The following is a 19,801-nucleotide window of genomic DNA, read 5'->3' on the forward strand; positions in this document are numbered from 1 at the left end:
CCCGCCTGCAGCCGGGCGCCTCGGCCGCCGGCTGGGGCAGCCAGCCGCTGGGCGTGGTCGATCTGGTCGAGGAAGCCCGCGGCACGGCGCAATACCGCGTCGGCACGCCCAACTTCTTCGCGCTCACCAAGTACAACCGCAGCTACTTCTACGCGACCTCGGTGGCGGATCTGGCGAGCGAGATCGAAGCCCGCGTGGGCCGCTGACAGCCCCCTGGGCCGCGGCGTCCGACGCCGTGGCCCGCTTTACACCGTCGCGACCGGCGTCACGGGCGAACCCACGGCGCCAGGCAGGTTCAGCGGCGGCGCCGTCAGCAGGAAGCGGCTGCGGCCGTTGGCCGTCAGCCAACGCGCCAGCGCCCCGAGATACCACATCTCGCCTATCGGCAGGCCCAGCTTGAAGATGCAGTGGTGGTGCAAGGGCAATGCGGCGCAGCAGGCATTGGGCTTCTGCGTGGGATAGATTTCCAGCGCATGGTTGTCTGACGCCATGGCCGCCACCTTCGAGTCGGTGATCCACTGCAGCAGCTTCTCGTCGCTGCCGTCCAGGCCGGCGCAGATTTCGTGCAGCGTGTGGGGGTCGGGCTCGCGGTTCTTTTCCAGCAGGGCGTCGCCGAATTCCGTATGGAACAGCACGATATCGCCCTGCTCGATCTCAATCCGGTCCGCTTCCAGGATGCGCATCAGGTCGTCATAGCCGACCGACTTCTGCTCCCGCCCGTAGTGGCGCGCCAGATCGACCATTACTCCGCGCGTCTGCAGGCACGATTCGGCCAGCTGTGTGATGTCCAGTTTCTTGGCGTTGGAGGCCGGCCCCTGCCCCAGGTCGGTCTTGGCATAGCCATTGTCCACGTCGTAGTCCACCGGGCCCACAACATGCTCGTTGGGCCGATAGCCGTTGTAGTAGACGCGCTCGGGCAGGCCGTCGCCATTGGCGTCGAACAGCGCGCCGACGTGGGCCAGCGAATCCCATTGCGTCGAGTACTGCAAGCTCATTTCGACGATGTCGTCGCTGAGCACGTCGACGCAGCCGGGACGCAGGCGTCCCAACGGAAAGTTCAGGTACTGGTCGCCATCCCTCTCGGTAGGCCGCAGCTTGGGCGGATGACGGCGCACGTTCACGCCATTGCCGCCCGGGTAATCCAGCGGCAGCGACAGGCAGAAGCTCAGTCCTTCGCGGACTTCCCGCATGCCGCTCAGCACGTTCGCGGGGGTGATGTAATTCAGGCAACCTCGCTGGTCGTCAGGCCCGAAATCTCCCCAGTTCGATCCCTCGGGACGGTTGTTCCATCTCATGCCTTGCAACTCCTGGTCGATTGAATGCTGTTTGACATAAATTTATCACGTATAGGATACTAACATCATGGATGTGAAAACTGCAGGCCGTGTGCTGGATGTGCTGAACCTCTTCGCCGAGGCGCAGAAGCCCTTGCTGTACAGCGAAATCGCTGCCCAGATGGAAATTCCGCTCTCCAGCTGCCACGGTCTCCTGAAGACCATGGTGGCGCGCGGCTATCTCTATGAAATCGGCAAGAAGCATGGCTACTACCCGACCCAGAAACTGATCCACGTGGCCACCCTGATCTGCCATAGCGACCCGCTCAACGCGGTGATCGAGCCGGTGCTAGCCCGGGTGCGGGACCTGACGGGCGAGACGGCCTTGCTGGCCAAGCTGGCCGACGACAAGGTCGTGTACCTGATCGTCGCAGAATCCAAGCAGACGATCCGCTTCTCGCATCAGCCCGGCGGCTTCAAAGCGGTGCACGCGACCAGCTCGGGCAAGGCGCTGCTGTCGGTGCTGTCCCAGGACGAACGGCAGAAGTGGTTCAAGGCCTACAGCGGATTTGCCGCCTACACGGACAGCACGTTCACCAGCCGGGAAGCCTTCGACCGCGACCTGGAAGCGGGCGTGGCGCGCGGCTGGCAGCGCTCGGTGGGCGAAAACGTCGAGGACGTGATGTCCATTTCGCTCGGATTCCGGGCATACGAACAACCCTTTGCCATCGTGGTGGCCGGCCCGCTGAGCCGGATGCTGAAGAACGAAGCCACCACGGGGAAACAGCTGACCGAGGTCAAGGCGATGCTGCAGGCGGCGCTGCCCTCGGCCAATCTCACCTTTGTAGGAGTAGACAGTAGATGAACAAACGCACTTTCCTCGCCGCGGCATGCTCGGCGATCGCCACGGCAGCGTTGCCGGCAGCAAACGCCTACGCGCAGGCGGCTTATCCCGACAAGCCCATCCGCGTGATCATGCCGTGGGCGGCGGGCGGGCCGACGGACGTGGTCGGCCGCGTGATCGCGGTCCAGATGGGAGAGATCCTGGGCCAGCCGCTGGTGATCGAAACCCGTGCGGGGGCCAGCGGCACCATCGGTACCGCCCAAGTGGCCAAGGCGCCTGCCGACGGCTACACCTTGCTGATGAACCCGTCGGTGCAGGGCATCTACCCGGCCCAATTCAAGAATCTGAGCTTTGACCCGATCAAGGACTTCCAGATGGTGGGCGTGCTGGGCACGGTGCCGATGGTGGCCGTCGTCCCGCCCAATTCCAAATTCAAGACCTTCGGCGAACTGATCAAGCAGGCCCAGGCGCAGCCCGGCTCGCTCACCTTCGCCTCTCCCGGCGTCGCCACCTTGCCGCACCTGGCGGGCGAGCTGATCAATACCTCCACCAAGGCCAAGATCACCCACGTCGGCTACCGCGGCAGCAGCCCGGCCCTGACCGACGTCGCGGGCGGCCACGTGGACCTGATGTACGCGCCGCTGGCACCGGCCTTGCCCCTCATCCAGAGCGGCAAGATCCGCCCGATCGCCGTCACGACCAAGACGCGCCTGGCTGAACTGCCCGATGTGCCAACCATCGCGGAGAGCGTCCTGCCCGATTTCGACATCGTCACCTGGTACGGCATGTGGGCGCCCAAGGATACGCCGCAACCCATCATCGCCAAGCTGAACAAGGCCATGATCGAAGCGTCGCAATCGCCCAAGGTGGTCGAAGCGCTGAAATCGCAGGGCACCCTGCCCAGCGCCATGAGCTCCCAGGAAGCGGAAGCCTTCAACCTCGCGGAAAGCCAGCGCTGGATCAAGGTGATGCAGGACGCCGGCATCCAGCCCGAGTAAGCAGGCAAAAGACCGGGGAGCCCGCCGCGCCCCTCCAATGAAAAACCGCCATGTCGGGCTGCCCCGGCATGGCGGTTTTTTTGAGTTCGGCTACAGGCGGGCGTTCAGTTGAAAACGCCCGTGGACAGATAGCGGTCGCCGCGGTCGCACACGATGAACACGATGGTGGCATCGTTGACGCGTTCGGCCACGCGCAGGGCCGCAACCAGCGCACCCGCGGAGGAAATCCCGCCGAAGATGCCCTCTTCCGCCGCCAGCCGGCGCGCCATCTGTTCGGCTTCCGCCTGTTCGATGGATTCGTAGGCGTCGACCCGGCTGCGGTCGAAGATCTTGGGCAGATAGGCTTCGGGCCACTTGCGTATGCCCGGGATCGACGATCCTTCGGCAGGCTGCGCGCCCACTACCTGCACCGCCGGGTTGCGCGACTTGAGATAGGTCGACACGCCCATGATGGTGCCCGTGGTGCCCATGGCGCTCACGAAGTGGGTGACGCGCCCTTCGGTCTGGTTCCAGATTTCCGGCCCGGTGGTCTCGATGTGAGCGCGCGGGTTGTCGGGGTTGGCGAACTGGTCCAGCACCAGCCCGCGGCCGTCCGCCTGCATGGCGGAAGCCAGGTCGCGGGCGTACTCCATGCCGCCCTTGTCCGCCGGCGTCAGGATCAGCTCGGCGCCATAGGCCGTCATGGCCGCGCGCCGTTCCACCGACAGGTTGTCCGGCATGATCAGGATCATGCGGTAGCCGCGCATGGCGGCCGCCATGGCCAGCGCGATGCCGGTATTGCCGCTGGTCGCCTCGATGAGGGTGTCGCCCGGCTTGATGTCGCCGCGCTCTTCGGCGCGCGCGATCATCGACAGGGCCGGACGGTCCTTCACGGAGCCGGCGGGGTTGTTACCCTCCAGCTTGGCCAGGATGACATTGCCTCGGGCAGCGCCCGCGGCCCCGGGAATGCGCTGCAGGCGCACCAGCGGCGTGTTGCCGACGGTTTGCTCGATAGTGGGATAGGTAGTAGTCATGCGGACGATCATAACCTTGCCCGGCGGCGCGCGGCGCCAAAGGCCGCGCTCCCGCCAGGGCTACCCGCGCCGACCGGCGCAGTCAGGGCCGGGCGCGGGCCGCGGGCTGGGATGTCCCCGGTTTCGTGTCAGGTTTGGCTTCGGTCCTGGGCGCTGCCGCCCTGCCCGGCGGGGACTTGGCCGCCGGATCCCCCGGTCCGGCCTGGGGCCCCGCGCCGCCCACCAGCAGGCCTGCCTCTTGCAGGGCCTGGGCCTTTTTCGGGCCGATGCCGCGCACGCGTTCAGCCAGGTCGTTCAGCGACTCGAACTTGCCGCCCCGCTCGCGCTCCTTCACGATGATCTCAGCCATGCGCGGGCCTATGCCGCGTACGCCTTCAAGCTGCTGGGCATTGGCCTGATTGACGTCGAGCGCGTGCGCCAGCGGCGCGGCAAAACCCAGGCCGGCCGTCACCAGCAAAGCGCCCAGGACCTGCCGCAAGGGGCGCGGCCGGGCGCCGGAAACGGCGGCCAAGCGCTGCCTGCGCCACCGCGCATGGGGCGCAGGCCGGGCCGCGGCGGATTGAAGAAATGGATTCATGGAGGGTCTCCCTGGAGTCTGGCGCAACGGCTGTCACGCCACGTCCAGATCATGCCGGCGCCCTTCCCGCCCGCGGCGGCGCAGTGAACGGAAACATCCGCCCCGGCAAACCGCCAGGCGTAAAAAAACCACCGCGAGCGGTGGTTTTCATGCGAAGACGCCGCTGCTGCGGCGCCGCGGGCCTTTACTTCCGGGCGCGCCAATAGCGAACGTATTCGGTGACGCCAGTCCGCACATCGCGCATGGGCGCCTGGAATCCCGCCGCGCGCAGACGCGTGACGTCGGCCTGCGTGTAGCTCTGGTAGCGCCCCTTCAGGTCGTCCGGGAAGGGGATGTAGCGGATCAGATCCAGCTCGACCAGCTGCGCCAGCGTCAGTTCGGCTTCGCCGCGCTCGGCGCGCAGCGCATTGACCACGCCGGCCGCCACGTCGTTGAAGGGCTGCGCCCGGCCCGTGCCGCAGTTGAAGATGCCGGACTGTTCCGGGTGATCCAGGAAATGCAGATTGACGGCAACCACGTCCTCGACCGAGATGAAGTCGCGGCTCTGGCCGCCATCGACATAGCCGTCCCAACCGGCGAACAGGCGCACATGCCCATGCTCCAGGAACTGGTTCATGTTGTGGAACGCCACCGAAGCCATGCGGCCCTTGTGCTGTTCGTGCGGACCGTAGACGTTGAAGTAGCGCAGGCCCACGACCTGTGCGGTTAGGCTGTCCATGCGCTGGCGCAGGACCTGGTCGAACAGCAGCTTGGAATAGCCGTAGACGTTCAGCGGGCCTTCGTTGGCGGGATCTTCCACGTAGATGGACGAACCACCATAGACCGCCGCCGAGGAGGCGTACAGGAACGGAATGCGGCGCTCCTGGCAGAACTCGAACAACTCCAGCGTGACGCGGTAGTTGTTGTCGAGCATGTAGCGGCCGTTGCGCTCGGTCGTGTCCGAGCACGCGCCTTGGTGCAGCACGGCGCGGACTTCGCGCAGGCTGCCGTCGAGGACGCGGCGCCGGAAGTCGTCCTTGTCCATGTAGTCGGCGATCTGGCAATCGACCAGGTTGACGAACTTGTCGCCTTCGGTCAGATCATCGACCGCGATGATGTCCTGGATGCCGCGGCGGTTGAGCCCGCGCACCAGGTTGCTGCCTATGAAGCCCGCGGCTCCGGTAACGACGATCATGAGGATTCTCCTGCCAATTCCGCGGCGGTGACGATGGACGTGCCGAGCTTGCCCACGGCGATGCCGCCGGCCTTGTTGGCCCAGCCCATCGCCTCGACCCACGGCAGATCGATGGCACGCGACACGGCCAGCGTGGCCAGCACGGTATCGCCCGCGCCTGACACGTCGAACACTTCGTGCGCTTGCGCATCGATGTGGTCGCGTCCCGCTGCGGTAAACAAAGTCATGCCCTGCTCGGACCGCGTCACGAGCAAGGCTTCCAGGTCCAGGTCGGCGCGCAGGCGCTGCGCGCGATCGGTAAGCTCTGCCTCGGCATTCCAGCGGCCCACGGCCTCCTGCATTTCCGAGCGGTTGGGGGTGACCAGGGTAGCGCCCCGGTAGCGGGCGTAGTCATGGCCCTTGGGGTCCACCAGCACCGGCACGCCCGCGTTGCGGGCCAGGGCGATCAGCGACTCGACCCGCGTCAGCACGCCCTTGGCGTAGTCGGACAGCACGACGATGTCGTGGTTGGCCAGATGGCGGGCGAAAGCCGCATCGACATTATCCAGCGCGGCCTGCGCCGGATGCTGTTCGAAGTCCACCCGCAGTAGCTGCTGCTGGCGGCCCAGCACGCGCATTTTCAAGGTGGTGTGCAGGGACGGATCGGCGACCAGTTCGGCCTGTATGCCGGCTTCCGCCGACAGGCGTCGGACGCTGTCGCCGGCCTCGTCTTCGCCCAGCACACCCACCAGCGTGACATGGCCGCCCAGGGCCGCCACGTTGCGGGCCACGTTGGCGGCTCCGCCCAGGCGGTCTTCGCGGCGCGCCACGCGCACCACGGGCACCGGCGCTTCCGGCGAGATGCGTTCGACTTCGCCGAACCAGTACCGGTCCAGCATCACATCGCCCACCACGAGGACGCGGCTATGCGAAATGGCTTCGGCGGGAAAAGAGTTCATTCAAGTTCTTCCAGACGGCGCGGCGCATAGGTTTCCCAGGCATTGCAGCCGGGACATTGCCAGTAAAAGCGACGCGCTTGAAAACCGCAACTGCGGCACGCGTAGCGGTCCAGCCGCTGCGTATGCTTGTGTATCAGGCTGCGCAACAGCGTCAGGTCGGCGCCCGGCACCGGCGCCTGCTCGGCGCCGCCTTCCGGATTGGCCAACTCGGCCTCCAGCAGGCGGTCCAGCCCCAGCAGCGACGGATGGCTGCGCAAGGCATTGCGGGCAAATGCCCATGACGGCGCAGAGCCCTGCTGGGCGCGCAGTTCGCGGAACAGTACGTTGAACAGGTCCAGCGACGCGTGGCGCGCATACTGCTTCTGCAGCACGTCGAGCCCGGCCGCTTCCTGATTGGCGGCGCGATAGTTCGCCAGGACCTGCTCGGCCACCAAGCCGGCGTACTCGGGAGCGTCGGTCATGACCGACTCCAGATACAGGCGTTCGCGCTTCGGGTCCTGTTCGATCAGGGCCAGGCGGGCGCGCAGCATCGCGGTGCGCACCATGGCGCCCTTGCTGGAAGCAGGGTCGATGGCCGACAAGGCATGGTCTGCGGCGTCCAGCGCCTTGTGGGCCGCGTCGATGTCGGCCGGCTTGGCCGCCAGCGCGGTCTGGGCCTGTTCGCAGTAGTAGTGCACGATCTGCGGCACCGGCTCGTCGACCAGGCCCTGCAGCGTCTTCACGGCCTCGATGGCGCGCGGCCAGTCGTGCTCGGATTCATAGATGCGGATCAGCGAGCGTAGCGCGGGCAAGGCGTAGCGAGTGTCCTTGAGCTGCTCGAAGCCGCTTTCGGCGCGGTCCAGCATGCCCGCCTTGAGGAAGTCCTGCGCCAATTCGTGCTGCGCATGCTCGCGCTCGGCGGCGGGCAGGTCGGACCGGTTCAAGAGGCTCTGGTGCACGCGGATGGCGCGCTCCATTTCGCCCCGGCGACGGAATAGGCTGCCCAGCGCAAAGTGCAGCTCGGTGGTTTCCGGATCCAGCTTGGCCACTTCGACGAAGGCGTCGATGGCGCGGTCCGGCTCTTCATTGAGCAGGAAATTCAGCCCGCGGAAATAGGAGTCGGGCAGGCTGCGGGTTTCCCGCAGCATTTGCCGGATATCGAAGCGCGCGGCCAGCCAGCCCAGCGCGAACAATACCGGCACGAAAATCAACCACCAAGGTTCAAAATCCACTATGCGGGCTCTTGCGGTAATTCAGTGCGGAAAGGGATACGGGGCCGGCGCGCGTTACAGCGGCGACATCGGGGCCACGGCCTCCGGCGGCACCGCAGGCGTGGTACCGGCCACGGCGGCCTGAACGCGGTCCAGTTCGCGGCGCAGGCGCATGGCTTCGCGGCGGCGGCGCATGGCGGCGGGCACGGTCAGCAGCAGGCCGAACAAGGCGCCCAGCACGAACACGACCAGCATCACGACGATGAGCGGAACGTCCTGCACCACGTAATCGGCGTAGAACTTCACGGCGACCGGGTCCGTGTTTTTCAACGCGAACATCAATACTGCAACAAACACGAGCAATCGCAGGGCCCAGACTAGGTAGCGCATGGCGCATGCTCCAAAGAATTCAAGACTATCAATTGTAAGCGACGGATCCCGCCTGGCGCCAAAAAACAAAGCCCCTTGATTTCTCAAGGGGCCAGGTTCTCGGTCCGATCCGCCCGAAGGCGGCCTTACTGCCGTGCCGTCAATGCATGGCGTGCAGACTCACCATCGACGGCATCGGTTCACTCGATCCAGAGGATTGAGCGTCCTCGTCATTGCCGCCGGCCAAGTCCACCCGCTCGCGCAATTCCTTGCCCGCCTTAAAGTGCGGCACCTGTTTGCCAGGCACCAGCACCTGTTCGCCGGATTTCGGATTGCGACCGATGCGGGGAGACCGCTGCGACAACGAGAAGCTGCCAAAACCGCGGATCTCGATGCGCTGACCCGAGGCCAGGGCCTGGGTCATTGCGTCGAGCACGGTCTTGACCGCGTAATCGGTGTCGCGGGCGGCCAGCTGAGGATAGCGGGCCGCCAAGGCGGCGATCAGCTCCGACTTGGTCACGAATTAACCGTCGTTGCGCTGTTGGTCCAGCTTGGCCTTCAGCAGCGCGCCGAGGTTGGTGGTGCCGGACGAAGCGCTGGCGTCGGACATGCGCTGGATCGTTTCGGCGGTTTCGGCGTTGTCGCGGGCCTTGATCGACAGCTGGATCGAACGCGTCTTGCGGTCGATGTTGACGATCATGGCTTCGATGTTTTCGCCAGCGTTCAGAACGGTGGTGGCATCTTCGACGCGGCCCGAGGAGATCTCGGAAGCGCGCAGGTAGCCTTCAACGTCCACGGACAGCGTGACGACAGCGCCCTTGGCTTCGACCGACTTGATGGTGCCCGGAACAACGGCGCCCTTGTCGAAGGTGGCAACGAAGTTGTTGAAGGGATCGCCTTCCAGCTGCTTGATGCCCAGCGAGATGCGTTCCTTGTCGGTATCGATGCCCAGAACCACGGCTTCGATCTCGTCGCCCTTCTTGAAGTTGCGCACGGCTTCTTCGCCGGTTTCCGTCCACGACAGGTCGGACAGGTGAACCAGGCCATCGATGCCGCCGGGCAGGCCGACGAACACGCCGAAGTCGGTGATCGACTTGATGGCGCCGCGGACCTTGTCACCACGCTTGAAGTTGGTGGCGAACTCTTCCCACGGGTTCTGGCGGCACTGCTTCATGCCCAGCGAGATGCGACGACGGTCTTCGTCGATTTCCAGGACCATGACTTCGACTTCTTCGCCCAGGGTCACGACCTTGCGCGGATCGACGTTCTTGTTGGTCCAGTCCATTTCGGAGACGTGCACCAGGCCTTCGATGCCGGCTTCGACTTCAACGAACGCGCCGTAGTCGGTCAGGTTCGTGACCTTGCCGAACAGGCGGGTGCCTTGCGGGTAGCGGCGAGCCAGGCCCACCCACGGATCTTCGCCCAGCTGCTTGACGCCCAGGGAGACGCGGCTCTTTTCCTGGTCGAACTTGAGCACCTTGGCTTCGACTTCCTGACCCACTTGTAGGACTTCGGAGGGGTGACGCACACGGCGCCAGGCCATGTCGGTGATGTGCAGCAGGCCGTCGATGCCGCCCAGGTCCACGAACGCGCCGTAGTCGGTGATGTTCTTGACCACGCCCTTGACCACAGCACCTTCGTGCAGGGTTTCGAGCAGCTTCTGGCGCTCTTCGCCCATGCTGGCTTCCAGCACTTGGCGACGCGACAGAACGACGTTGTTGCGCTTGCGGTCGAGCTTGATGACCTTGAATTCGAGGGTCTTGCCTTCGTACGGGGTGGTGTCCTTGACCGGACGCAGGTCCACCAGCGAACCCGGCAGGAACGCGCGGATGCCGTTGGTCATGACGGTCAGGCCGCCCTTCACCTTGCCGGTGATGGTGCCGGTAACCAGCTCGCCGTTTTCCAGGGCCTTTTCCAGCTGCAGCCAGGCCGACAGGCGCTTGGCGCGGTCACGCGACAGGATGGTGTCGCCGTAGCCGTTTTCCAGGGAATCGATGGCCACCGAGACGAAATCGCCGGGTTGCACTTCGAGCTCGCCCTGGTCGTTCAGGAACTCTTCCAGGGGGATCAGCGCTTCGGACTTCAGGCCGGCGTTGACGACGACAAAGTTGTGGTCGACGCGGACGACTTCGGCGCTGATGACCTCGCCGGACTTCATGTCCTGGCTCTTGAGGCTCTGTGCGAAAAGGTCGGCGAAGCTTTCGCCGCCGGTGGCGACGGTAGTGGAAACGGAAGACATGGGGTTGAAATCCATTAGGCCGAAATGGCCGTTAAAAACACACCGCAGCGGATTGCCCGCCACAGTGGAGTCAAAATGCCTGTTTGCCGGTTCGCCCTTGCGGGGTGGCCCGTGGGGGTTGCGCCTGGCGTGAACAGGGCCGATAAAAAAAACAGAAAACTACGGAGGATCCTTGGGGAAAGTCCGGGACCGATCGCTCAATCCGCAGCGGCCTTCTTCCAGAAATCCAGTATTGCCTGCACCGTTTCCGCAATCGTCAAATCAGACGAATCCAGCACGTGTGCATCCGCTGCGGGAGCCAAGGGCGCTGTAATTCGCCCCATATCGCGGGCGTCCCGCTCGCGCATATCCCGTAGGAGGTCATCAAGATTAGCAGAAATTCCCTTTTCGATCAACTGCTTACAGCGCCTCTGCGCCCGCGCGACCACATCGGCGACCAGAAACACCTTCAGGGGCGCATCGGGAAACACCACCGTACCCATGTCGCGCCCGTCCGCAACCAGGCCCGGCGCCACCCGGAAAGCGCGCTGGCGCTCGAGCAGCGCCTGCCGCACGCCCGCGAAGGCGGCCACGCGCGAGGCGAAATTGCCGACTTCCTCACGGCGGATCTCGTGGCCCACGTCCGCGCCTTCGAGGTAGACATGGGGACCTTCGAAACGCACATCCAGGGTTTCGGCCACGCGCGCCACGGCGGGCTCGTCTTCGGCGGACAAGCCGCGGTTGAGCGCCGCCAGGGCCGTCAGGCGATAGAGCGCGCCGCTGTCCAGCACGTCCCAGCCCAGGGCCTTGGCGACGCGGTGGGCCACCGTGCCCTTGCCGGACGCGGTGGGGCCGTCGATGGTGATGACGGGGACAGAAGCAGTTTCAGGGGAAATCGAAGTCATGGGCAATTCTTCGCTAGGCCGCAACCAGGCCCGCGTAAACATCAAAGTAACCCGGGAAGGTCTTGCTGACGCAACCCGGATCGAGGATACGAACCGCCGCCGGCCCGAAAGCCGCCAGCGAGAAGCACATGGCCATGCGGTGATCGTCCCAGGTGCCGATGTGCGCATCGCGCCAGCCATCCTTTTCCGGCGGCGTCACGCGCAGCCAATCCGGCCCCGATTCCACCTGGGCGCCCAGCTTTTCCAGCTCGGTCTGCATGGCGTGGATGCGGTCGGTTTCCTTGACCCGCCAGCTGCCGATGTTGCGCAGGCGGCACGGGCCGTCGGCGTACAGCGCCAGGGCAGCCGCGGTCATGGCGGCGTCCGGGATCAGGTTGAAATCGGTGTCGAAGGCTTTCAGGCGTTCGCCCTGGGCCACGCGCGCGCCCGACACTTCGATCCAGTCGGGACCGTAGCTCACCGAGGCGCCCATGTCGGCCAGGGTGGCAGCAAAGGCGACGTCGCCCTGGATGCTGTCAGCGCCCACGCCGGTCACGCGCAGCGGCCCGCCGCCGATCGCGCCCAGCGCCAAAAAATAGGAAGCCGTGGAGGCATCGCCTTCGACCGCAATCTGCCCGGGGCTGCGGTAGGCCGCCCCGCCGTCGATGACGAAACGGCTCCAGCCGTCGCGCCGCACCTGCACGCCGAAGCGCGCCATCAGGTTCAACGTGATCTCGATGTAGGGCTTGGAAATGAGTTCGCCCAGCACTTCGATCGTGACGGGCTTGCCGCTGCGGCCGGCCTGCAGCGGCGCGGCCATCAACAAGGCCGTGAGGAACTGGCTGGACACCGAACCCTGCACGCGCGTGACCGCGTCCACCGCGATCTCGCCGCGGCCGATGCGCAGCGGCGGATAACCAGGCTGGCCCAGATAATCGATGCTGGCGCCCAGGCCCTTGAGCGCGTCGACCAGATCGCCGATGGGACGTTCGTGCATGCGCGGCACGCCCGACAGGCGGTAGTCGCCGCCCATCAGCGCCAGCGCGGCAGTCAGCGGCCGGATCGCGGTGCCGGCATTGCCCATGAACAGGTCGGCGCTTTCCACGGGAAAGCGGCGCACGCCCTGCACCGTGACGCTGCCCGCGTCCAGTTCCGACACCTGCACGCCCAGTTGGCGCAAGGCGCCGAGCATGACGCGGGTGTCGTCGGAGTCCAGCAACCCAGTGATGACCGTGCTGCCTTCAGCGATGGCGGACAGCAGCAGCACACGGTTGGAAATACTTTTGGAACCTGGCAGGGCAATCACGCCCCGCGCTTGCCGCACGCGCGGCAGATCGAGATAAGGCAAAGCACCCATGTCAGCTACTCCTTGCGCCAGTTGCGGCGGGCGCGGGCCGCCGTGTCCAGCAGCTTCAGCAAAGCCGCGCCATCGCCGTCGGCAATGGCGCGTTCGGCACGATCCAGCACCGCGCGCACGTCGGCCAGTTCGGCCAGCATCGCGTCGCGGTTGGACAGAAAGATGTCGCGCCACATTTCCGGCGAACCCGCGGCGATGCGCGTGAAGTCGCGAAAACCGCTGCCCGCGAGATCCAGGCGCGTAGCGGCGTCGGCGGCCTCGGCCACCTGCTCCATGTACGCCGCCGACAGCAGATGCGGCAGATGGCTGACCGAAGCCAGCACCCGGTCGTGGGCGTCGGCGTCCATGTCGATCACGTTCGCCCCGCAAGCCTGCCACGCGCGGCGCACCAGGTCCAGCGAGGCCGCGCCGTTCTCGGCCAGGGGGGTCAGAATGACGGTGCGCTTGCGGTACAGGTCGGCATCGGCCGCCTCCGGCCCGGTGCGCTCGGCGCCGGCGATGGGATGGCCAGGCACGAACTGCGCGGCCCGGTCACCCAGGGCGGCGCGCGCGGCCGCAACCACTTCCACCTTGGTGCTGCCGCCATCGGTCAGCACGGTGCCGGGACGCAGGTGCGCGCGCATGCGCGACAGCGCGTCGGCCAGCCCGCCCACCGGCGTCGCCAGCAGGATCAGGTCGGCGCGCGCCGCGGCTTCCTCGATGGAAGCGGCCTCGTCGATCAGCCCCAATTCAACGGCGCGGGCCAGGGATTGCGCGTTGCGCCCCACCCCCAGCACCCGGCCAACCTGGCCGGCCCGGCGCAAGGCCGCGGCGAAGGAGCCTCCGATCAGGCCCACGCCTACGACGGCCAATACAGGAATCAGGGGGCCAGCGGCCCCCTGATCGGATTTCGGTGACGCGTCGTTCATGCGGAAAGGATGGCGGTCAGCGCGTCAATGAATCGGTCGTTTTCCTGCGGCAGCCCGATGGACACCCGCAGCCACTCCGGCAAGCCGTCGCCGGCCACCGGGCGCACGATCACACCGCGCTTGAGCAGTTCCAGGTTGATGCGCGGAGCGTCGCCCACGTGCACCAGCACAAAGTTGCCGTAGCTGGGGACGTAGCGCAGCTTCAGACGTTCAAACGCGGCGCACAGTTGCGCCTTGCCTGCCTTGTTCGAGGCGTAGGCCTCTTCCAGGTAGGCCGCGTCGCGCAGCGCGGCGATGGCCGCGGCCTGCGCCAGCGTATTGACGTTGAACGGCTGGCGCACGCGGTTCAGCAGATCCGTCAGGACGGGTTGCGCCACGGCGAAGCCCACCCGCAGGCCCGCCAGGCCGTAGGCCTTGGAGAACGTGCGCGACACGATCAGATTCGGATAGCGGCGCACCAGCGCCGTGCTGTCGAAGCGGAACTCGGGATCGAGGTACTCGTTGTAAGCCTCGTCCAACACCACCGTCACGCGGTCGCCGTGGGCGGCCTGGACACGCTCCAGGAAGGCCGCGATCTGGTCGCCCGGCACGAAGGTACCGGTCGGATTGTTCGGGTTGGCGATGAACAGCAGCCGCGTATCGTCGGCGATGGCGTCGAACATCGCGTCCAGGTCATGGCCGTAGTCCTTGGCCGGCACCACGATGTGGCGCGCGCCGCGCGCCTGGGTCGCCAGGCGATACACCGCGAACGAATGCTGCGCGTACACCGCCGACACGCCCGGCTCCAGCAGCGCCAGCGCCGCGATTTCCAAGATGTCGTTGGAACCGTTGCCCAACGTGACCCAGCTCATCGGCACGCCGTAGCGCTCGGCCAATGCCGCCTTCAGATCAAAGCCGTTGGGATCGGGATAGCGCGCCAGCGACTCGGCCGCGGCCAGCATGGCCTCGCGCGCCGACTTGGGCATGCCCAGCGGGTTTTCATTGGACGCCAGCTTGACGATGCCGGCAGGATCCAGCCCGAATTCGCGGGCCAGTTCTTCGATAGGCTTGCCGGCCTGGTAAGGCGCGATGGCGCTGACGTGCGCGGGAGCAACAAGGGGCTTGGGTGCGGTGGTCATGTCGGAGAGGCTCACGGCGCCGGGTAGGAACCCAGCACTTTCAGGTAGGCAACCTGCGCCTGCAAGGCAGCAAGGGCGCGTTCGACGTTCGGATCATTGCGGTGACCCAGCACGTCCACATAGAAATAGTATTCCCACTGCCCGGTGCGCGCGGGCCGCGACTCGAAGCGCGTCATGGAGACGCCGTTGGCCGCCAGCGGCGCCAGCATTTCGTAAACGGCGCCCGCACGGTTCGGCACTGCCAGGATCAGGCTGGTCTTGTCCTTGCCGCTGACCAGCGGCTCGATGTTGCCGATCGCCAGGAAGCGCGTGCGATTGTGCGGATCGTCCTGGATGCCCGCAGCGACGATCTGCAGGCTCCAGGCGGGCGCCGCCACCTCGCCGGCGATCGCCGCGATGCTCGGGTCGGACGCCGCCGCGCGCGCGGCCTCGGAATTGCTGGACGCGGCCACCCGGGCCACGTCGGGATAGTTGCGCGTGAGCCAGCCCTGGCACTGGGCCAGCGCTTGCGGATGCGCGGAGATCGTCTTGATGCCGTCCATGCTGCCGGACTGCGACATCAGGCAATGGCGTATCACCAGCGAACGCTCGCCCAGGATCTTCAGGGGCGTGTTGAGCAGCAGATCCAGGCTGCGGTTGACCGCGCCTTCGGTGGAGTTCTCGACCGGCACCATGCCCACGTCCGCCTGTCCTGCCTCGACGGCGCGGAAAACCTCGTCAAACGAGGCGCACGGCAGTTTCTGCACGGCCTGCCCGAAATGCTCTCGCGCCGCCTGCTCGGAGAACGAACCTTGAGGCCCCAGGAAAGCGACCGTCATGCCGCGCTCCAGGCCGCGACAGGCCGAGATGATTTCGGTCCAGACCGCAGCCACGCCAGCGTTCGGAAACGGACCGGGATTGGTCTGCTGCAAACGGCGGATGACATCGGCTTCGCGCTCGGGGCGCAGCACGGGGCCATCGGCGTTCGCGGCGTGCTTGGCCTCGCCCACTTCCAGCGCGGCGCTCGCGCGCTGCGTCAGGAGGTCGAGGATCTGGGCGTCCAAGGCGTCGATGCGCTGACGCAGGGGGAGCAGCTTGCGCTGCAGATCGTCATCCATAGCGACGCTCGAATTCCTTGAGGTACTCGACCAGCGCCGACACCCCTGCCAGGGGCACGGCGTTATAAATGGAGGCGCGCATGCCGCCCACGCTCTTGTGGCCCTTGAGCTGGGTCAGGCCGGCCGCGTCCGCGCCTTGCAGGAAGGCGTCGTTGAGCGATTCGTCGCGCAGCACGAACGGCACGTTCATGCGCGAGCGCACGGGTGCGTGGATGGGATTGCGATAGAAGCTGGTGCTGTCCAGGTAGCCGTACAGCAGATCGGCCTTGGCCTTGTTCGCCGCTTCCATGCCGGCCACGCCGCCATTGGCCTTGACCCACTTGAACACCAGGCCGGCGACGTAGATAGCGAAGGTCGGCGGCGTGTTGTAGCGCGAATGCTCGGCGGCCACATTGGCGTAGTCGAACGCGGACGGGCAGATCGGCAAGGCGTGGCCGATCAGGTCGCGGCGCGCGATGACCATGGTCACGCCCGCCGGACCGGCGTTCTTCTGCGCGCCGGCATACATCATGCCGGTGCGCGTCACGTCCATCGAACGCGACAGGAAATGCGAGGACGCGTCGACGACCAACGGTACGTCGGGCGCGCCCAGCGCGGCGGTGTCGGGCCAGTCCATGAACTCGACGCCGCCGATGGTTTCATTGCTGCAAAGATGCAGATAGGCCGAATCCGGGCGCACCTGCCAGGTATCGACCGGCGGCACCCAGGTCAGCGGCGCCTGCGCGCGGCCATCCAACTGGATGGCCTGCTCGCTGCTTGCCGCCACATGGGTACTGCCATAGCGGCCGGCTTCCTTGTACGAACGCTTGGACCAATGGCCCGTCACGACGAAGTCGGCTGCCGGCGTGCCGCGGCGCCCCATGAGATTCATGGGGACGATGGCGTTTTCCCCGGAACCGCCGCCTTGCATGAACATCACGGCGTAGTCCGCCGGCAGGCCCAGTAAGTCGCGCAGATCGGACTCGGCTTCATCGCAGATCTGCACGAAATGCTTGCCGCGATGGCTCATTTCCATCACGGACATGCCGCTGCCGTGCCAGTCCAGCATTTCCGCAGCGGCTTGCTGCAGCACCACCTCGGGCAAGGCCGAGGGGCCTGCCGAGAAGTTCCAGGGGCGGGCCATTATTGCTCCGTAGGTTCCGTCGAATCCGTCGAGTCCGCAGCGCCGTTGTCGTCGCCGCCATCCGCTTCCTGGCCGTCTTCGCCCAGGTCGCCATCATCGTCCGCATCGCTTTCGACGACGCGGCGCACGCCGGACAACGAACTGCCGTCATCGACGTTGATGAGCGTGACGCCTTGCGTGGCGCGGCCCATTTCGCGGATTTCCGAGACGCGGGTGCGCACCAGCACGCCGCCGGTCGTGATCAGCATGATCTCGTCCGAAGGCATGACCAGCACTGCGCCCACGACCTTGCCGTTGCGCGAGCTGGTCTGGATGGCGATCATGCCCTTGGTGCCACGGCCGTGGCGCGTGTACTCGGTGATCGGCGTACGCTTGCCGTAGCCGTTTTCGGTGGCGGTCAGCACGCTTTGCGTTTCGTCGCCAGCCACCAGCAACGCGATGACGGTCTGGGTGTCTTCCAGCATCATGCCGCGCACGCCGCGGGCATTGCGGCCCATCGGACGCACATCGTTCTCGTCGAAACGCACGGCCTTGCCGGCGTCCGAGAACAGCATGACGTCATGCTTGCCGTCGGTCAGGTCGGCGCCGATCAGGTAATCGCCATCGTCCAGGTCCACGGCGATGATGCCGGCCTTGCGCGGATTGGAGAAGTCGGACAGCGGGGTCTTCTTGACCGTGCCGCGCGAGGTCGCCATGAAGACGTAGTGGTCTTCGCTGAATTCCTTGACCGGCAGCACCACGGTGATCTTCTCGCCTTCAGTCAACGGGAACATGTTGACGATGGGCTTGCCGCGCGAGTTGCGCGTGCCTTGCGGCACTTCCCAGACCTTCAGCCAGTACACGCGGCCGCGGTTGGAGAAGCACAGCAGGAAGTCGTGCGTGTTGGCGATGAACAACTGGTCGATCCAGTCGTTTTCCTTCATGGCCGTGGCCTGCTTGCCGCGTCCGCCGCGCTTTTGCGAGCGGTACTCGGAAAGCGGCTGGCTCTTGATGTAGCCGCCGTGCGACAGGGTCACGACCATGTCGGTCGGCGTGATCAGGTCTTCGGTGTCGAGCTCGGTGGCGTTCAGTTCGATGTCCGAGCGGCGCGTATCCTTCACGCCGGTCGAGAATTCCGCCTTGATGGCCTGCAGCTCGTCGGAGATGATCGTGGTGATGCGCTCGGGGCGCGCCAGGATGTCCAGCAGGTCGGCGATGGTGGACATGATGTCCTTGTATTCGCCGACGATCTTGTCCTGCTCCAGCCCGGTCAGGCGTTGCAGGCGCATGTTCAGGATTTCCTGGGCCTGCGTGTCGCTCAGGCGGTACATGCCGTCGCCCTGGAGGCCGAACTCGGTGCCCAGGTCGTCCGGACGGAAGGCCGCGCGGCCTCCCGGCGTGTCGCCGTCGGCGCGCGACAGCATTTCGCGCACCAGCGAGGAATCCCACGACTTGGCCATCAGTTCCTGGCGTGCGACCGGGGGGGTCGGCGCCGCCTTGATGATGGCGATGAAATCGTCGATGTTGGCGAGCGCGACGGCCAGGCCTTCCAGCACGTGGCCGCGTTCGCGGGCCTTGCGCAGCTGGAATACCGTGCGGCGCGTGACCACTTCGCGGCGATGCTGCAGGAAGTAGTCGATCATCTGCTTCAGGTTGAGCAGGCGGGGCTGGCCGTCGACCAGCGCCACCAGGTTCATCCCGAAGGTGTCTTGCAGCTGCGTGTTCTTGTAGAGGTTGTTCAGGACGACCTCGGGAACCTCGCCGCGCTTGAGTTCGATGACCAGGCGCATCCCGTCCTTGTCGGACTCGTCGCGGATGTCCGAGATGCCTTCGATCTTCTTGTCGTTGACGAGCTCGGCGATGCGTTCCTGCAGCGTCTTCTTGTTGACCTGGTAGGGGATCGCGTCGACCACGATGGCCTGGCGGTTGCCCTTCTCCATGTCTTCGAAGTGGGTCTTGGCGCGCATGATGACGCGGCCGCGACCGGTGCGGTAGCCTTCCCGCACGCCGGACATGCCGTAAATGATGCCACCGGTGGGGAAATCGGGGGCCGGGATGAGCTCCATGAGCTCATCGACCGAGCAGCCCGGATTGCGCAGGCAGTACAGGCAGCCGTCGACCACTTCCTGGAGGTTGTGGGGCGGAATGTTGGTGGCCATGCCCACCGCGATGCCCGAGCTGCCGTTGACCAGCAGGTTGGGCAGGCGCGACGGCAACAGCAGCGGTTCTTGTTCGCTGCCGTCGTAATTGGGGCCAAAGTCCACCGTTTCCTGGTCGATGTCGGCCAGCAATTCGTGGGCGATCTTGGCCAGGCGGATTTCGGTGTAACGCATCGCCGCGGCGTTATCGCCGTCGATCGAGCCGAAGTTGCCCTGGCCGTCGACCAGCATGTAGCGCATGGAGAAATCCTGCGCCATGCGGACGATGGTGTCGTAGACGGACTGGTCGCCGTGGGGGTGGTATTTACCGATGACGTCCCCGACGATACGCGCCGACTTCTTATAGGCGCGGTTCCAGTCGTTGTTCAGTTCGTGCATCGCGTAGAGCACGCGCCGGTGGACGGGCTTGAGGCCGTCCCGCACATCCGGTAGCGCCCGACCGACGATCACGCTCATCGCGTAATCGAGGTAACTGCGGCGCATCTCTTCTTCCAGCGATACCGGAAGCGTCTCCTTGGCAAAGGAATCCATATATATAACGACAGAATCGTGTAAGGAGGAACCCGGGCCGGGTAAACAGG

Annotated in this window: 19 protein-coding genes; 3 read left to right on the forward strand and 16 right to left on the reverse strand. The window is 65.8% G+C overall.

The window, feature by feature from the left end:
• On the forward strand, positions 1-206 hold a 206-nt coding region (locus AC6LKD_RS09110; RefSeq protein ID WP_498115961.1), incomplete at its 5' end, for a lytic murein transglycosylase.
• Positions 207-245: 39 nt separating this feature from the next.
• Here AC6LKD_RS09110 and AC6LKD_RS09115 read toward each other — a convergent pair.
• Positions 246-1,295, reverse strand: coding sequence for a cyclase family protein (locus AC6LKD_RS09115; protein ID WP_013392403.1), 1,050 nt, complete (start codon positions 1,293-1,295; stop codon positions 246-248).
• A gap of 67 nt (positions 1,296-1,362) precedes the next feature.
• On the opposite strand from AC6LKD_RS09115, the gene AC6LKD_RS09120 reads away from it, so the two are divergent.
• Both AC6LKD_RS09120 and AC6LKD_RS09125 read left to right on the forward strand, forming a co-directional pair.
• Positions 1,363-2,139, forward strand: coding sequence for an IclR family transcriptional regulator (locus AC6LKD_RS09120; RefSeq protein ID WP_498115962.1), 777 nt, complete (start codon positions 1,363-1,365; stop codon positions 2,137-2,139).
• Positions 2,136-3,116, forward strand: a complete 981-nt coding sequence (locus tag AC6LKD_RS09125) for a Bug family tripartite tricarboxylate transporter substrate binding protein (protein ID WP_498115963.1) — start codon at positions 2,136-2,138, stop codon at positions 3,114-3,116. The genes AC6LKD_RS09120 and AC6LKD_RS09125 overlap by 4 nt, the downstream gene beginning before the upstream one ends.
• Positions 3,117-3,220: 104 nt before the next feature.
• Here AC6LKD_RS09125 and cysM read toward each other — a convergent pair whose 3' ends face one another.
• The 15 genes from cysM to gyrA form a co-directional block, all read right to left on the reverse strand.
• On the reverse strand, positions 3,221-4,129 hold the full coding sequence (gene cysM / locus AC6LKD_RS09130; protein ID WP_041655288.1) for a cysteine synthase CysM: 909 nt from the start codon (positions 4,127-4,129) through the stop codon (positions 3,221-3,223).
• An 82-nt stretch (positions 4,130-4,211) separates the two neighbouring features.
• Positions 4,212-4,706, reverse strand: a complete 495-nt coding sequence (locus AC6LKD_RS09135; RefSeq protein ID WP_498115964.1) for a ComEA family DNA-binding protein — start codon at positions 4,704-4,706, stop codon at positions 4,212-4,214.
• 184 nt (positions 4,707-4,890) lie between these two features.
• Entirely contained in the window at positions 4,891-5,880 is a 990-nt protein-coding gene (gene rfaD, locus AC6LKD_RS09140; RefSeq protein WP_013392398.1) for an ADP-glyceromanno-heptose 6-epimerase, read from the reverse strand.
• The gene (gene rfaE1, locus AC6LKD_RS09145) at positions 5,877-6,818 is read right to left on the reverse strand and encodes a D-glycero-beta-D-manno-heptose-7-phosphate kinase (RefSeq protein ID WP_013392397.1); all 942 of its coding nucleotides are present in this window, start codon (positions 6,816-6,818) and stop codon (positions 5,877-5,879) included. Before rfaE1 ends, rfaD begins: the two co-directional genes overlap by 4 nt.
• The gene (gene lapB / locus AC6LKD_RS09150) at positions 6,815-8,029 is read right to left on the reverse strand and encodes a lipopolysaccharide assembly protein LapB (protein WP_498115965.1); all 1,215 of its coding nucleotides are present in this window, start codon (positions 8,027-8,029) and stop codon (positions 6,815-6,817) included. The genes rfaE1 and lapB overlap by 4 nt, the downstream gene beginning before the upstream one ends.
• Positions 8,030-8,083: 54 nt before the next feature.
• The gene (locus AC6LKD_RS09155; RefSeq protein ID WP_013392395.1) at positions 8,084-8,398 is read right to left on the reverse strand and encodes a LapA family protein; all 315 of its coding nucleotides are present in this window, start codon (positions 8,396-8,398) and stop codon (positions 8,084-8,086) included.
• 139 nt (positions 8,399-8,537) lie between these two features.
• Positions 8,538-8,897, reverse strand: a complete 360-nt coding sequence (locus AC6LKD_RS09160) for an integration host factor subunit beta (RefSeq protein ID WP_013392394.1) — start codon at positions 8,895-8,897, stop codon at positions 8,538-8,540.
• Between the two features lie 3 nt (positions 8,898-8,900).
• A complete protein-coding gene (rpsA, locus tag AC6LKD_RS09165) occupies positions 8,901-10,616 on the reverse strand; it encodes a 30S ribosomal protein S1 (protein ID WP_041655272.1) in 1,716 nt (571 codons plus the stop codon).
• 197 nt (positions 10,617-10,813) lie between these two features.
• A complete protein-coding gene (gene cmk / locus AC6LKD_RS09170; protein ID WP_492274745.1) occupies positions 10,814-11,500 on the reverse strand; it encodes a (d)CMP kinase in 687 nt (228 codons plus the stop codon).
• Positions 11,501-11,513: 13 nt separating this feature from the next.
• Positions 11,514-12,836 carry a 3-phosphoshikimate 1-carboxyvinyltransferase gene (gene aroA, locus AC6LKD_RS09175; RefSeq protein ID WP_498115966.1) on the reverse strand — a complete coding sequence of 441 codons (1,323 nt, stop codon included), beginning with the start codon at positions 12,834-12,836 and terminating at the stop codon, positions 11,514-11,516.
• 5 nt (positions 12,837-12,841) lie between these two features.
• Positions 12,842-13,744, reverse strand: a complete 903-nt coding sequence (locus AC6LKD_RS09180; protein WP_492274747.1) for a prephenate dehydrogenase — start codon at positions 13,742-13,744, stop codon at positions 12,842-12,844.
• A complete protein-coding gene (gene hisC, locus AC6LKD_RS09185) occupies positions 13,741-14,862 on the reverse strand; it encodes a histidinol-phosphate transaminase (protein WP_013392389.1) in 1,122 nt (373 codons plus the stop codon). The genes AC6LKD_RS09180 and hisC overlap by 4 nt, the downstream gene beginning before the upstream one ends.
• Before the next feature lie 11 nt (positions 14,863-14,873).
• Complete coding sequence (gene pheA, locus AC6LKD_RS09190) at positions 14,874-15,959, reverse strand: prephenate dehydratase (protein WP_207474123.1); 1,086 nt, start codon at positions 15,957-15,959, stop codon at positions 14,874-14,876.
• A complete protein-coding gene (serC, locus tag AC6LKD_RS09195; protein WP_498115967.1) occupies positions 15,952-17,082 on the reverse strand; it encodes a 3-phosphoserine/phosphohydroxythreonine transaminase in 1,131 nt (376 codons plus the stop codon). The genes pheA and serC overlap by 8 nt, the downstream gene beginning before the upstream one ends.
• Positions 17,082-19,751: a DNA gyrase subunit A gene (gene gyrA / locus AC6LKD_RS09200; RefSeq protein ID WP_013392386.1), complete on the reverse strand. Its 2,670-nt coding sequence runs from the start codon at positions 19,749-19,751 to the stop codon at positions 17,082-17,084. Before gyrA ends, serC begins: the two co-directional genes overlap by 1 nt.
• Between the last annotated feature and the right edge of the window lie 50 nt (positions 19,752-19,801).

Source organism: Achromobacter sp. D7-1, from assembly GCF_059760445.1.